Source organism: Streptomyces sp. NPDC007929, assembly GCF_042959065.1.
Taxonomy (GTDB): Bacteria; Actinomycetota; Actinomycetes; order Streptomycetales; family Streptomycetaceae; genus Streptomyces.
In genome coordinates this window covers 217,655-231,801 of record NZ_JBIBKD010000002.1, presented here as the reverse complement: position 1 = coordinate 231,801, position 14,147 = coordinate 217,655, and the positions used below count along the sequence as shown (strand labels likewise).

The window sequence follows — 14,147 nt, the reverse complement described above, 5'->3', positions numbered from 1 at the left end:
ACTGGCTGCGGATGTGGCCAGTGTGCACGGGAGGGACGGCGAAAGGGAACGCGCTTTCGGTCATCCGAAGTCTCCTGCGATCTGCCGGAGTTGAACACGCCTCGCCGCCCGCGACAGCGCCACGGACCACGGGCGGGCCCCGGACGACGGACGGGCGGCGGGTAACGGGCGACGGACGGCAGACGGCAGACGGCAGACGGCAGACGGCGAGGATCAGGCGCCGTCTGTCACACCTGCACGATCGGCTCCCGGGTGAACAGCGCCCCCAGTTCCGGCGCGTTCACCCGCCGGTCGGCCAGGCGCAGGCCCTCCCAGACCGTGACCTGGTTGGCGGTGAGGACCGGTTTGCCGAGTTCCTTCTCCAGGGCCGGGATGTGGGCCGCCGTGTGCAGGGCGGTGTCGGGCAGCAGGAGAACCTCGGCGTCGGGGTGGTCGGAGTCACGGGCCAGGGCGAGGAGTTCGGCCTCGCCCCAGGTGCCGACCTCGGCGGCCGTGATGATGCCGGAGCTGTTGACCGCCACGACCTCCACACCGGCCGCCCCGAGGAACTCGGCGAAGAGCCGCGCCACGTCCTCCGGGTACGTCGCCCCGATCGCGACCCTGCGCACCCCCAGCTCCCGCACCGCGTGCGCGAACGCGAAGGACGTGGACGAGGCGGGCATGCCGGCCGTCTGGGCCAGGGCGCGGACCTGCTCCTGGGCGCCGTCCCAGCCGTAGACGAAGCTGCCGCTGGTGCAGGCCCACACCACCGCGTCCGCGCCGGCGTGCCGCAGTTCCTGGACGCCCGCCGCCAGCCGCCCGGCGGAGCCCATCTCGAGCAGCGCGTCCACCCGGTGCGCGTCCTCACCGATGTCGGTGTGCACCAGGTCCACCCGGATGTCGCTGCCCAGCAACTGCTCGATGCGCGGATAGTCGTCCTCGGCGGAGTGGCCCGGGTAGAGAAATCCCAGTGCTGTCATGTCCAGCCTTCCTGCTGCTGCTCTTTGTCCGGCAGTACGGGACCGGGGTCCGCCCCCGGCGTTGCGGGACCGGACCGCGCCGCCGGATTGATCAGCGCTTGGTACGGCCCCACCGCACGGGTACCCAGTCGGCGCAGTGCCGCCCACATCGTCACTTGGTTGGCCGAGATCACGGGGATGCGCAGTTCGGCCTCCAGCTGGGGGATCACGTCGTAGGTGGGCAGGTTGGTGCAGCTGATGAACAGCGCGTCGGCGTCGTCGTGGACGGCCTGCCGGGCCATGTCCACCACTTCCCGGTAGGGGACCTTCCAGATGTGCCGGGTCAGTCCCATGAAGGCGCAGCCGGAGATCGTGACGCCGGCCTGGGCGACGTAGGCCTCCAGCGACCGCGTCACCGAGACCGTGTAGGGCGTCACCAGCGCGACCCGGCGTACGTCCAGCTCGACCAGGGCCTCCAGCAGCGCGCCGGAGGTGGTGATCGCCGGTACGGCACCGGCCCGGCTCATCGCCTCGCACATCGCCCGCTCGCCCATCATGCCGCCGACGAAGCTGCCCGACGTACAGGCGTAGGCCACGACCTCGGGGGCGATCGCGTTGAGCGTGCGGACCGCCTCGCTCAGCGTCTCGTGCTCGCTGACCAGGCGGGCCAGGTCGAGACTCACCTCGACCGGCACGTACGGGGTACGGGTCATATGGAGCGAGACCTCGTCCGGCACCCAGCGCCACAGCTCGCGATCCAGTGCGAAATCGAAGGGGGCGACGACGCCGACCCCGCGCTGCGGGCTGGGCCCGCCGAGAAATGAGACGTCCATGGCAGGCACCGGCCTCACGCTGGGCAACTAGTGTGCAACGGATCGTGGGAACGCCCGTGTTGACGACGGTAGGTTCGGGTGCGAGCGTGGTCAATCCGCCCGGATCACTCCTTGGTCAGCACCGGGTGAAATCGTCGTCACCGACCGGTGCCCCGGGGCCGGCCGGCCCCGCCGAACGGCTGGAGAAACGGCTGCTCATGCCCACCCCCACCCTCCTCGTCCTGGACGCCGAACCCCTCCCCCGCCTCGGCCGGCTCACCGGCCGGGCCCGCATCGAACACACGGACGCGGCGGGGCTCGCCGAGCGCCTCCCGCGCGCGGACGCACTCCTGGTGTGGGACTTCACCTCGCGCGCCGTGCGGGACGCGTGGCCCGGCGAGGGCCCGCGGCCCCGCTGGGTGCACACGGCGAGCGCCGGTGTGGACCATCTGATGTGTCCGGAACTCGCCGCTTCGGACACGGTGGTGACGAACGCGCGCGGCATCTTCGACCAGCCGATCGCGGAGTACGTCGCCGCACTCGTGCTGGCCATGGCCAAGGACCTGCCGAGGACGCTGGAGTTGCAGCGGGAGCGGACCTGGCGGCACCGCGAGTCGCTCAAGATCGCCGGTAATCGGGCCGTGGTGGTCGGTTCGGGGCCGATCGGCCGGGCGATCGCGCGCACCCTGGGGGCGCTGGACATCAGGACCGCGCTCGTGGGCCGTGCCGCGCGCTCCGGCGTGCACGGCCCGGAGGACCTGGACCGGCTGCTGGCCCGCGCCGACTGGGTGATCGCCGCGGCGCCGCTCACCGACGAGACGCACGGGATGTTCGACGCCCGCCGCTTCGGCCTGATGCAGCCCTCCGCCCGGTTCGTCAACATCGGCCGCGGCCAGCTCGTCGTCGAGGACGCGCTCGCCGATGCCCTGTCCAGGCGCTGGATCGCGGGCGCCGCCCTGGACGTCTTCGAAGCCGAACCGCTGCCCGCCGAGCACCCGTTGTGGCGGGCGCCGGGCCTCATCGTGTCCCCGCACATGAGCGGCGACACCATCGGCTGGCGCGATGAACTGGGCGCCCAGTTCGTGGAGTTGTTCGAACAGTGGGCGGCCGGGGAGCCGTTGAAGAACGTGGTCGACAAGCAGCGTGGGTACGTACCGGGTCACTGACGTTCCTGGAGGGTGAATTGACCGAGCTCACCGAGCTGTCCGCCGTACGGCTCCTCGACGGGTACCGCAAGGGCGAGTGGGGTCCCGTGGAGGCGACGCGGGCCGCGCTGGAGCGGGCCGAGGCGATCCAGCCGGAGGTGAACGCCTTCGTCCGGCTGACCGCCGAGGACGCGCTGGAGCGGGCCCGGGAGTCCGAGGAGCGATGGCGGCGCGGTGAGCCACGCGGGCTGCTCGACGGGGTGCCGGTCACCGTCAAGGACATCCTGTTGCAGCGCGGGGCGCCGACCCTGCGTGGGTCGAGGGCGGTGGATCCGGCGGGGCGGTGGGACGAGGACGCGCCGTCCGTGGCCCGGCTGCGGGAGCACGGGGCGGTGTTCATCGGCAAGACGACGACGCCCGAGTTCGGCTGGAAGGGCGTGACGGACTCACCTCTCAGCGGGATCACCCGCAACCCGCACGACCCCTCGCGCACCGCGGGCGGGTCGAGCGGCGGCAGCGCCGCGGCCGTGGCGCTCGGCGCGGGACCGCTGTCGCTGGGCACGGACGGCGGCGGCAGTGTGCGCATCCCGGCCTCGTTCTGCGGGATCTTCGCGCTGAAGCCGACGTACGGGCGGGTGCCGCTCTACCCGGCGAGCGCGTTCGGCACGCTGGCGCACGTCGGGCCGATGACCCGGGACGCGGCCGACGCCGCGCTGCTGATGGACGTGATCGGGCATCCGGACTCGCGCGACTGGTCGGCGCTGGCCGCCCCGGCCGGTCCGTACACCGACGCTCTGGCGGGCGGGGTGCGCGGGCTGCGGGTGGCGTACTCGCCGTCGCTGGGCGGGCAGGTGGCGGTGCGGCCGGCGGTCGCGCGGGCGGTGCGGCGGGCGGTGGAGCGCCTCGCGGAGCTGGGCGCGTACGTCACGGAGACGGACCCGGACCTGACCGACCCGGTGGAGGCCTTCCACACCCTGTGGTTCAGCGGGGCGGCCCGGGTGACGCAGCGCCTGGGCCCGCAGCAGCGGGAGTCGCTGGACCCGGGCCTGCGGGAGATCTGCGCGCGGGGCGCCCGCTACTCGGCGCTGGAGTATCTGGCCGCGGTGGACGTGCGGATGGACCTGGGCCGCCGGATGGGCCGCTTCCACGACACCTACGACCTGCTCGTGACGCCGACCATGCCGCTCACGGCGTTCGAGGCCGGCGCCGAGGTGCCCAAGGGATCCGGCCATCGGCGGTGGACGGGCTGGACCCCGTTCACCTACCCGTTCAACATGACGCAGCAGCCCGCGGCGAGCGTGCCGGTCGGCGCCGACGCGGACGGTCTGCCGATCGGGCTCCAGCTCGTGGCCGCCCGGCACCGGGACGATCTGGTGCTGCGGGCGGCCCACGCGCTGTTCGGGGCCGGGGTGGCGTCCTCCGGCCGGGTCAGGCCCGCCGGAAGCTGAGCGACTCCCCCGCCGCTCCCGACCTCCACAGGTCGTTGCACGCCTCGGCCATGGTCTCCAGGCCGTCGACGACCTGGCCCCAGACGATGCCGGGGACCCAGCCGACGTCGCCGTTCAGCAGCAGGTTGTTGCGTTCGTAGAACAGGGCCAGGTCGACGAGCGTGGTCCCGGCGCGGACCTCGCGGTCGTAGCCGTAGGCCTTGGTCCCCAACTCCGCCCCGGCGAAGGTGAAATAGCACAGATCGCCGGGGATGGGGGTGATGGTCGGGTTCTCCAGGGGTGGCTCGGTATGGGCGAAGGGCGGGAAAAGGGCGTAGATCTCGTTGCGTGCGTACTTCGCGTGGTAGACGTCGCCGGCCAGCGGAAGGGAATCCCAGACGGCCGCGCAGGTGATCGGCGCGCGGTCGTCCAGCAGCCTGGCCGTGCAGGTCACGTCGCGCTTGACCAGCGAGACTTCGATGTAGCGATCAGCCATGCCTCCATGGGAGTGCCCCCCGCCGCTCGGGTCAAGGGCGCACGGGGAGAGTGCGGGGCTTGAAAAGACCGGAATAACTCGGATGCGGTCGGGTAGCCGCGCGCCCATGGCTCCACCACAGAGAAGCCCACACAGAAGCAGACCGCGAAGTCCCGAACCCATATCCGGGCCCGCCTCCGGGCCCACCCGCCGGTCGCTGCTCGCGGGGGTCGCGGCGCTCGGCGCGCTGGGCGCCGCCGGATGCAGCAAGGTCGCCACCGCCTCGGACGTCGAGGGCGGTGACCTGCTCGACCGGCTCCGGGCGGCGGGCGTCGTCCGCCTCGGCATCGCCGGCGAGATCCCGTTCGGCTTCATCGACAGAGACGGCGAGCTGACCGGCGAGGCTCCGGAACTGGCCAAGGTGATCTTCAAGCGACTCGGCGTCGACCGGGTGCAGCCCGTGCCGACCGAGTTCGGCTCGCTCATCCCGGGCCTGAACTCCCAGCAGTTCGACGTCGTGGCCGCCGGGATGTACGTCAACCCCGAGCGCTGCGAGCAGGTCATCTTCGCCGACCCCGACTACCAGATGCTCGACGCGTTCATCGTGCGCAAGGGCAACCCCAAGGGGCTGCACAGCTACCAGGACGTCGTCGAAAAGAAAGCGAAGTTCGCCACCGGGACCGGCTACGCCGAGATCCAGTACGCCGTCGAGGCGGGGTACAAGGAGAGCGAGATCCTCATCGTCCCGGACCAGGTCGCCGGCCTGAACGCGGTCGAGGCGGGACGCGTGGACGTGTTCGCCGGTACGGCGCTCACCGTGCGCGAGGTGGTGAAGAAGTCCGCCAAGGCGGAGGCCACCGATCCGTTCAAGCCGATCGTCGGCGGCAAGCCGCACGTCGACGGAGGCGCCTTCGCGTTCCGGCCGACCGAGTCGAACCTGCGCGACGCCTTCAACGTGGAGCTGCGCCGGCTCAAGAAGAGCGGCGAACTGCTCCGCATCCTCAAGCCGTTCGGTTTCACCGAGGCCGAGATGACGGATCTGACCGCGAAGGAGCTCTGCGGCGGATGACCTCGGGACTCTGGGAACTCGTACTCAAGGGCGTCTGGGTCACGATCCAGCTGCTCGTCTGCAGCGCCCTGCTGGGCGCCGCGGTGGCCTTCGTCGTCGGCGTGGCGCGCACCCACCGGTTGTGGATCGTCCGCTTCCTCGCGGGCGTCTACACCGAGGTGTTCCGCGGCACGTCGGCGCTGGTGATGATCTTCTGGGTGTACTTCGTGCTGCCCATCGCCTTCGGCTGGCAGCTGGTGCCGCTGTGGGCGGGCACCCTCGCGCTCGGCCTGACCTACGGGGCGTACGGCTCCGAGATCGTGCGCGGCGCGCTCAACGCGGTCGACCCGGCGCAGCAGGAGGGCGGCATCGCGCTCAGCTTCACGCCCTGGCAGCGGCTGCGGCTGATCCTGCTGCCGCAGGCCGTGCCGGAGATGATCCCGCCCTTCTCCAACCTGCTGGTCGAACTGCTCAAGGGCACCGCCCTGGTGTCGATCATGGGCATGGGTGACCTGGCGTTCAGCGGCAACCTGGTGCGCCTGGCGCTCCAGGAGAGCGCGGAGATCTACACGATCGTGCTGCTGATCTACTTCGTGATCGCCTTCGTCCTGACCCGGGGCATGCGCGGCCTGGAGCGCAAGCTCAAGGCCGGCACGGGCAAGCCGGTCGGCAGCACGCCCGACCAGGAGCTCGACCGCCCGAAGACGTCCGGCGTGGAAGGTGTGGTCGCATGAAGTGGGACTGGAGCGCGGTCAGCGGCTTCATGCCGCACCTCTGGGACGGTCTGCTGGTCACCGTGCAGATCCTGGCCCTCGGTTCGCTGATGTCGTTCGTGCTGGGTCTGGTGTGGGCGCTGCTGATGCGGGTGCCCTCGCGCTGGGTGACCTGGCCGGTCGGCGTGGTCACGGAGTTCGTCCGCAACACCCCGCTGCTGGTGCAGCTGTTCTTCCTCTTCTACGTGCTGCCCGAGTGGGGCCTGACCTTCTCGGCGCTGACCACCGGCGTCTTCGCGATCGGGCTGCACTACTCGACGTACACGATGCAGGTCTACCGGGCCGGTATCGAGGCCGTGCCGGTCGGCCAGTGGGAGGCGGCTACGGCGCTGAACCTGCCGCTGCACCGGACGTGGTCCGCGGTGATCCTGCCGCAGGCCGTGCGCCGGGTCGTGCCCGCGCTCGGGAACTACGTCATCTCCATGCTCAAGGACACGCCGATGGTCATGGCGATCACGGTGCTGGAGATGCTCGGCCAGGCGCGCCTGTACTCGCAGGAGCACTTCCAGTTCACCGAGCCCCTGACGGTGATCGGCGTGGCCTTCATCGTCATTTCCTACCTGGCCTCCCTTGCCCTGCGAGCCCTGGAGCGACGCCTTGCCCACTGACACTCTCCCCAATCCCGGGACCAACCCCGAGAAGAACCCCGTCGGGAGCACCGGCGAGCTGATCCGGCTGGAGCAGGTCACCAAGCGGTTCGGGAGCAACACGGTCCTGGACCACCTGGACTTCTCCGTCGACGCCGGCAAGCACGTCACCCTGATCGGGCCGTCCGGGTCCGGCAAGACGACGATCCTGCGGCTGCTGATGACCCTGCTCAAGCCCGACGAGGGCACGATCACGGTCGACGGGCAGCAGCTGTTCCCGGCCTCCGACAAGCAGGTCCGCGAGGTCCGCAAGAAGATCGGGATGGTCTTCCAGCAGTTCAACCTGTTCCCGAACATGACGGTGCTGCGGAACATCACCGAGGCGCCGGTGACGGTCCTCGGCCTGTCGAAGGACGAGGCGGTGGAGCGGGCCAAGGGTCTGCTGGACCTGGTGGGCCTGGCCGACAAGTGCGACGCGCACCCGGCCCAGCTCTCCGGTGGCCAGCAGCAGCGGGTGGCGATCGCCCGGGCCCTGGCGATGCGCCCGCAGGTGCTGCTCCTGGACGAGGTGACCTCCGCGCTCGACCCCGAGCTGGTCGCGGGAGTCCTCGACGTCCTCAGGGACATCGCCCGCTCCACGGACATCACGATGCTCTGTGTGACCCACGAGATGAATTTCGCCCGGGACATCTCCGACCAGGTGCTGATGTTCGATTCGGGCCGGATCATCGAGTCGGGAACGCCGGAGAAGATCTTCAGCGACCCGGAGCTGGACCGGACACGGGAGTTCCTCAGCGCAGTGCTCTGACTACGCCCCGTGAGCAGGCACAACGCCCGGCCCCTCGCACGAGGGCGGACTGGGGCATGCTTCTGGCATATGCCAGAGTGTCATTGCCCCAGTCCGGAGCCCCGGGAATCTTGTCAACCCCCGCTCCCCGCAAGCCCTTTGCCGGTTAACCTGGAAGAGGTTCACTGACCGGATTACGGCCCTACAGCAAGCGCAGGGGGAGACCACCGTGGCGCTGAAGCACGAGCCGACCACCCCGTACCGATCGGCCCAGGAAGCCCTGCGCGTCCTGGAGACGGTCGCGCGGGGTACCAACGGCGTCACCGACGCCGAGATAGCCCGGCACACCGGCATCACCCCGGAGCGACTGACCACGCTCCTGCGGATGCTGCGCCGCGAGGGCTATGTGGAGCAGATCACCGACGGCGCGTACGTCACGGGCGAGTCCCTGACCCGCCTGGGCTCCGCCCGCCATCATGAGCAGGCCCTGCGCGACAAGCTCCAGCGCACCCTCGACCGGCTGCGCGACTCGGTGGGCGCCGCCGTCTACATGAGCCGGTACGTCGACGGCGAGATCAGCATCACCCAGTACGCCGACAGCCCGGCCGCGCCCAAGGTCAACGAGTGGGTCGACTTCCGCTCCTCGGCCCACGCCACCGCCATCGGCAAGAGCCTGCTCACCCAGCTCGACCACGCCGGGCGGCGCGACCACCTGGCCCGGCACAAGATGGCCCGCCTCACCTCGCGCACCATCACCAGCGACCGGCTCCTGCTCTCCCGCCTGGAGGCGCAGCCGCCCACCGTGCCCGTCCTGGACCTCCAGGAGTACGCGGTCGGCACGGTCTGCGCGGCCGTCCCGATCACGGCCGGCTCCTCCGTCGGCTGCCTCGCCCTGTCCCTCCCGCTGGAGCACGCCCACCGCCTGCGCCAGGCCGCCGACGCCCTCAACCGCCACGCGGCACCGGTGCTGCTCTCCATGGCGATCTAGAGGCAGGCCCCGACCCCGTGCCGGGTGGTCCGGAGCACCCCCCGGCATTGGGTAGTATTTTCTCCGTCGCCCGCCGCGGAACACGGTTCCGGGGGCCGGGCGTGAGTCATGCGCCGCTAGCTCAGTTGGTTAGAGCAGCTGACTCTTAATCAGCGGGTCCGGGGTTCGAGTCCCTGGCGGCGCACCGATGAAGGGCCTCTCGTGGGAGCGAGGGGCCTTTCAGCGTGCTCCCGATCGGCATCGGTCAGCCGCCGGTACGCCCGCTCCCCCGGCGGCCGCCACCACACCGGGCCCGCACACCGCAGGCCCTCCCGGCGCAGCTCCGCCCGGCGGATCTTGTGCGTCGCCGTCACCGGCATCCGCCGCACGACCCGCACGAACCGGGGCGCCATCTTCGTCCCCAGATCGGGCTGGGCGTCGAGGAACGCCGCGAAGCGCCCCGGGTCGAACGACCCGGCGATCGCGGCCATCACCTGGTCCCCGGTCACCGGGTCGGGCACGGCGTACACACAGACCGCCTCCGCCCCCTCGTACCGCGCGAGGATGTTCTCGATCATCGCCGCCGCCAGGTTCTCCCCGTCGACGCGGATGCGGTCGTCGGTGCGGCCTGCGAAGTAGAGGTAACCGCCGGTGTCGTGGTAGAAGAGGTCGCCCGTCCAGTACCCGCCGTCCCTGCGGCGTTCCGCCTCCGCCCGGGGATTGCGCCAGTAGCCCTCGAAGGGGCTGGGACCGCGGTTGACCAGTTCGCCGATCGCCTCGTCGCCGTTGAGCAGCCGCCCCGCCCGGTCGAAGACACCCGCCGGGCACTCGGCCCCGGTCTCCCGGTCGAGCACGACGAGCCCGGGTGCCGCCCGGCCGACCGCGCCCGGCGGTGTCCCCGGGGTCCACGCGATCGCCGCCCCGCCCTCCGACGAGCCGTAGCCCTCCACCAGCCGCACCCCGAACCGCCGCTCGAAGGCCGCGGCGTCCACCGCGCCCGCCTCCGTGCCGAAGCCCAGGCGCAGGCGGTGATCGCGGTCGTCCGGTCGCGGCGCGGTGGCGAGGACGTACTGGATCGCCCGGCCCACGTACGTGAAGTACGTCGCCCCGTGGCGGCGCACGTCCGGCAGGAACCCGGTGGCCGAGAAGCGGCGGCGCAGCGCCACCGTCGCACCCGTCACCAGCGCGGGTGCCCAGTCGGCGATCACCGCGTTGCCGTGGAACATCGGCATGCAGACGTAGTGGACGTCGCCGTCGGACAGGGCGAACTGCTCCGCCAGCGAGTGCCCGGCGGCGGCCAGGCGGCCCTGGGAGCAGAGCGCGGCCTTGGGGGCGCCGGTCGAGCCGGAGGTGAAGCAGAGCAGGAAGCGGTCGCGCGGGGTGGCGCGGGAGGGGTCCGGGCGGGCGCCGGCGTACGGGGTGAGGAGTTCGGCGTACTCCGCCGTGTCGGTGACCAGCAGGCGTACGCCCGGCAGGTCCAGGTCCGCCAGCAGCGGCAGGTGGGTCCGCTCGGTGATCAGGACGCGGCACTCGGTGTGGAGGATGTCGCGGGCGAGTTCGGCGCCGCGCCGGGTGGGGTTGACTCCGGCGACCGCCGCTCCGGCCAGGGCCGCGGCGCCCAGCCACAGCGGGAACTCGGGGGTGTTGTCGAGCAGCACGCCGAGGTGGGGTACGCCGTCCGGGGGGAGGAGGTGGGTGAGGAGTTCCGCCCGGGCCGCGGCGCCCGCCGCCACCTCGTGGTGTGTCAGGGTCAGGTCATCGCAGCGCAGGCCGGGGCGGTGGTCGCCCCAGCGGGCGGCGATGAGCTCCGCGACCGTGCTCGCCCGTGAGTCCATGGGCGAGCACGGTAGTTGACGTACCGTCAGATGTGGAGGGACGGGAACTCAGCGCTTCAGAAGGTGACGTCCGAGCAGGCGTAGAACGCGTTGGCCGTGTCGGCGATCGTCCAGACCGCCACGATGACGTGCCGCCCACTGAGCCCGCTCGGCAGCCTGCCGCTGTGGGAGAGCGTCATGGGCGGGCGCTGCCCGTTGTACGGCACCGTGAAGAACGGGGTGAGGTTGAGGTCGGAGCGGGCCAGGTTGTGGTTCTGGTTCCAGCCGGGCTTGGTGACGTAGTACTTGAAGTCGGTCGTGGCGTGATTGGCCGTGAACTGCCAGCGGAAGGTGTAGCTCTGGCCGCCCGTCACCTTGGTGGCGGGCCAGGCGCCGCCGGAGGGGGTGCGCGGTGCGCTGAGCTGGCTGAAGTGGCCGAGCCCGGCGTTGCAGATCTGCCCGTCGGCCGGGCCGGAGCCCGGGAAGCCCTTCGGGCCCTCGACGCTCTGCGGCTCCCACTGGATCGAGCCGCAGTTGGTCACGGTGCCGTTCTGGCAGAGCTTCTGCCTGCTGATGGGGAGGTCGGTGTAGCCGTGGCCGCTGGCACCGCCGGAGGAGAGCACGAGGGCTCCGGTCGTGGCCAGTCCCACCGCGGCTGCGGACAACTTGGTCCTTGTACGCATGCTGCCGCTCCTGGTGAACGTGGGGGAAGTTCGGTGAGCTGTGCGTGTAGGTCTAGACCAAGTTCGAGATTATGGGCGGTTGTTGAACATGTCCATACCAATCACGGAGCTGTTTCGCCCCGGCCCGCGCAGAACGCCACCGTCAGGTCCTTCACCAGCACCTTCCGCTCGTAGTCGTCGAGTTCCACCAGGCCCCGCATGGTCAGCCGGGTCACCGTGTCCTCCACCGAGTCCACGACCGAGGTGAGCACGCTCGCCCGGTGCTGGGCGTCCAGCGCGGCGATCCGGCGGCGGTGCATCGCGGCGGCGACCTCGGGGGCGTACTCCACCCGCACCGGCTGCACCGAGAACACCTCCAGGCCGACCGGGGCCGCGTCCGCCGCCACCAGCCGGGTCAGCGCCTCGCCCGCCGCGTCCCCGGCCCCCCGCGGCCCGCCCGGCATCTCCACCGGCACCCGGGCCAGCCCCGCCTCGACACACTCGCGCAGATACGTCTCGTGGTCCTCGACGCCCAGCACCGCCCGGGCGGTGTCCCGCACCCGCCACACCACCAGGACGACCACCCGCAGCGCGACCCCGCTCCCGTCGGCCGCGTGCACCGGCTCACTGCGCCAGTGCCGCAGCCGGACATCCACCCGGCGGCGCAGCAGCAGCGGATTCACCCACAGCAGACCGGAGCGCCGCACGGTCCCCCGGTAGCGGCCGAACAGGTCCAGCACCCAGGCCCGCCCGGTACGGCCCCGGGCCAGCCCCCCGAACCCGAACAGCCCCAGCGCCCCGGCCCCGGCGAGCGCCGCCCACTGCGCGAGACCGAGCCCGGCCCCGGCGTGGGCGGGCAGCCGTAGCGCCTCCACCGCGAGCGGCGGCAGCACCCCGGCCCACCAGGAGGCCGCCACGCACCCGGCGGCGCCACCGGCCCCGGCCAGTACGCCCACCGCGCCGGGCAGCACCCGCGCGGGCCGCTCCGCCAGCTCGGGATCGACCTGCGGCACCGGGCGCTTCGGGGCGCCGACCACCGGGCGCCGCAGCCGCGGCTGCTCCCCCGTGCCCTGCCTGCGCCCGACGACCGCCGGCTTCAGCGGCACCGGCGCCGGGTCCGGGTCGTCGCGGAACAGCAGGTGGACGGGGATCTCGGTGGTGGCCTCGTTCTGGATGAGCCGGGCGGGCCGGACCGGTCCGTCGGCCGGTCCGTCGGGCTCGGACGGGTGGGAAGTGGTCGTACTCATGCGTGCCTCCAGCCTCCGCGCCAGATGCGTCACAACAGGGGTGGGTGAGGGGCCGCCCGCACGGGCCGGGGGCGGGTCGAGCGGCTACGAGAAGAGGCGCCGCCAGGTCTCCGGCCCCGGGTAGCCGTCGGCCGCGCCGCCCCGCCAGCCCTGGGTGCGCTGGAAGGCCTCGACGGCACGCCGGTCCGCCTCGCTCCAGATCGGCCCCGGCCCCACCCGGTAGAACCTGCCGAACCCCTTCCGCACCAGCTGCGTGCCCAGCTGGGTGACGTAGGTGTTGTTCGCGCCGGGGCGGAACATCGCCCGCCCCGGGTATCCGGGGACGCCATGGGAGGCGGGCGGCGGGCCGACCGCCCCGTCCTTCACGTCCTTGCCCTTGCCGGTGACCAGCAGCTCCCAGGTGTGCGGGCCGGGCAGCCCGTCGGCCTCCGCGCCCGTCCAGCCCTGCGCCGCCTGGAACGCCCGGGTCGCCCTGCGGTCGGCGTCGGTCCAGCGCGGCCCCGGGCCCGACGCGTACGAGCCGCCTGCTCCGCGCGCGAGGAGCATGCGCCCGAGCTGGGTGACGTACTTGTTGTTGGCGCCGGGGCCGAAGTAGGCCGCTCCCGGGTACACCGTGACGGCCGGGGCGCCCGGCAGGCCGCCGTCCTTTCCGGGCACCGGCTCCTCCGCGATGACGCCCTTGTAGCGGTAGGGGACGTACCGGTCGGAGTTGTCCCAGTAGGCGTACGGGGTCGATTGCCGGCGGGTGTGCGGGCGGGTCTGCTCATAGGCGGTGTAAGAGGTGTGCGAGGCGTCCGTCCAGCCGCCGAAAAGGGTGACGTGCGAGCCCTTCTCGGGGTCGGCCACATTGTGGAACAGCAGAATGTCGCCGGGCTGGAGTTCCTCTTTGGAAATCTTCTCCCCGTACTGCGCGAGGCTGCCCGTCCATTCGTTTCCGGGCAGCTTCCAGGCCATCGAGACATAGCCGGAGCAGTCCTGCCGGTAACCGTCGGACCAATAGGCGCTCATGCTGTACGGCACCTTCGCCGCGATCCAGGTCTTGGCCCGGTTGATGATCTCCGTGCGGGTGATGGCGGTGGGCTTGGGGGCGACCTGCGGCGTGGCCGGACGGCCCGCGGGGCCGTGCAGCGGGGCCGTGGCGCCCTGGGGAGTGTCAGGCTCTTCACCTGCGGGGATGCCCGGGCGGTGGGGTGCGTGCGGGGCGGCGGCGGCCGGGAGGGCGTGGCCCGCGCCGAGTGCGGCCGAGGCCACGGCGGCCAGCGCGAGCGCCCGGTGCGCGGCCGGGTGGGCACCGGCCCGGCCCGCCCAGGAATGCGGCAGGGCGCGTCGCCAGTGGACGCAGCCGGGGCAGTCGCAGTCGCTCGCGGGGTCGATTTCCTCGAATACCGGAGACTCCATGCGATTCCCCTCACACTTCCGGCGGAAAGGCGGCGCCCGTGCTCCGCTGGGCGCGCGTCGTCAGTTT

The 14,147-nt window shown here is 71.9% G+C and carries 14 protein-coding genes and 1 tRNA gene; 8 read left to right on the top strand and 7 right to left on the bottom strand.

The features are described 5' to 3' along the window. Positions 1-227: 227 nt before the first annotated feature. A complete protein-coding gene (locus ACFZDE_RS05860; RefSeq protein WP_391003255.1) occupies positions 228-959 on the bottom strand; it encodes a decarboxylase in 732 nt (243 codons plus the stop codon). Then, positions 956-1,771: an aspartate/glutamate racemase family protein gene (locus ACFZDE_RS05855; protein WP_391197776.1), complete on the bottom strand. Its 816-nt coding sequence runs from the start codon at positions 1,769-1,771 to the stop codon at positions 956-958. Before ACFZDE_RS05855 ends, ACFZDE_RS05860 begins: the two co-directional genes overlap by 4 nt. 197 nt (positions 1,772-1,968) lie before the next feature. Between ACFZDE_RS05855 and ACFZDE_RS05850 the strand changes: the two genes are divergently transcribed. Together ACFZDE_RS05850 and ACFZDE_RS05845 are read left to right on the top strand one after the other, a co-directional pair. Beyond that, positions 1,969-2,916, top strand: a complete 948-nt coding sequence (locus ACFZDE_RS05850; RefSeq protein ID WP_391197774.1) for an NAD(P)-dependent oxidoreductase — start codon at positions 1,969-1,971, stop codon at positions 2,914-2,916. A 17-nt stretch (positions 2,917-2,933) separates the two neighbouring features. Beyond that, positions 2,934-4,343 carry an amidase gene (locus ACFZDE_RS05845; protein WP_391197771.1) on the top strand — a complete coding sequence of 470 codons (1,410 nt, stop codon included), beginning with the start codon at positions 2,934-2,936 and terminating at the stop codon, positions 4,341-4,343. Here the strand turns inward: ACFZDE_RS05845 and ACFZDE_RS05840 are convergent. Further along, complete coding sequence (locus ACFZDE_RS05840) at positions 4,324-4,818, bottom strand: DUF3830 family protein (RefSeq protein WP_391003247.1); 495 nt, start codon at positions 4,816-4,818, stop codon at positions 4,324-4,326. The two genes, ACFZDE_RS05845 and ACFZDE_RS05840, sit on opposite strands and share 20 nt — an antisense overlap. Positions 4,819-4,924: 106 nt before the next feature. On the opposite strand from ACFZDE_RS05840, the gene ehuB reads away from it, so the two are divergent. From ehuB to ACFZDE_RS05810, 6 genes are all read left to right on the top strand, one after another. Continuing rightward, entirely contained in the window at positions 4,925-5,866 is a 942-nt protein-coding gene (gene ehuB, locus ACFZDE_RS05835) for an ectoine/hydroxyectoine ABC transporter substrate-binding protein EhuB (RefSeq protein WP_391197768.1), read from the top strand. Further along, positions 5,863-6,579 carry an ectoine/hydroxyectoine ABC transporter permease subunit EhuC gene (gene ehuC, locus ACFZDE_RS05830; protein ID WP_391003243.1) on the top strand — a complete coding sequence of 239 codons (717 nt, stop codon included), beginning with the start codon at positions 5,863-5,865 and terminating at the stop codon, positions 6,577-6,579. The genes ehuB and ehuC overlap by 4 nt, the downstream gene beginning before the upstream one ends. Continuing rightward, positions 6,576-7,226: an ectoine/hydroxyectoine ABC transporter permease subunit EhuD gene (ehuD, locus tag ACFZDE_RS05825; RefSeq protein WP_391003241.1), complete on the top strand. Its 651-nt coding sequence runs from the start codon at positions 6,576-6,578 to the stop codon at positions 7,224-7,226. The genes ehuC and ehuD overlap by 4 nt, the downstream gene beginning before the upstream one ends. Continuing rightward, a complete protein-coding gene (gene ehuA / locus ACFZDE_RS05820; protein WP_391003239.1) occupies positions 7,216-8,013 on the top strand; it encodes an ectoine/hydroxyectoine ABC transporter ATP-binding protein EhuA in 798 nt (265 codons plus the stop codon). Before ehuD ends, ehuA begins: the two co-directional genes overlap by 11 nt. A gap of 208 nt (positions 8,014-8,221) precedes the next feature. Beyond that, positions 8,222-8,980, top strand: coding sequence for an IclR family transcriptional regulator C-terminal domain-containing protein (locus tag ACFZDE_RS05815; protein ID WP_391197765.1), 759 nt, complete (start codon positions 8,222-8,224; stop codon positions 8,978-8,980). 110 nt (positions 8,981-9,090) lie between these two features. After that, positions 9,091-9,164: transfer RNA gene (locus tag ACFZDE_RS05810), tRNA-Lys, on the top strand. On the opposite strand, the gene ACFZDE_RS05805 is transcribed toward ACFZDE_RS05810, so the two are convergent. The 4 genes from ACFZDE_RS05805 to ACFZDE_RS05790 form a co-directional block, all read right to left on the bottom strand. Beyond that, on the bottom strand, positions 9,130-10,794 hold the full coding sequence (locus ACFZDE_RS05805) for an AMP-binding protein (protein ID WP_391197762.1): 1,665 nt from the start codon (positions 10,792-10,794) through the stop codon (positions 9,130-9,132). The two genes, ACFZDE_RS05810 and ACFZDE_RS05805, sit on opposite strands and share 35 nt — an antisense overlap. A gap of 56 nt (positions 10,795-10,850) precedes the next feature. Next, on the bottom strand, positions 10,851-11,456 hold the full coding sequence (locus ACFZDE_RS05800; RefSeq protein WP_391003233.1) for a lytic polysaccharide monooxygenase: 606 nt from the start codon (positions 11,454-11,456) through the stop codon (positions 10,851-10,853). A gap of 101 nt (positions 11,457-11,557) precedes the next feature. Next, on the bottom strand, positions 11,558-12,682 hold the full coding sequence (locus ACFZDE_RS05795; protein ID WP_391003231.1) for an SPFH domain-containing protein: 1,125 nt from the start codon (positions 12,680-12,682) through the stop codon (positions 11,558-11,560). Positions 12,683-12,766: 84 nt separating this feature from the next. Further along, on the bottom strand, positions 12,767-14,080 hold the full coding sequence (locus ACFZDE_RS05790; RefSeq protein WP_391197760.1) for a peptidoglycan-binding protein: 1,314 nt from the start codon (positions 14,078-14,080) through the stop codon (positions 12,767-12,769). Positions 14,081-14,147 lie beyond the last annotated feature (67 nt).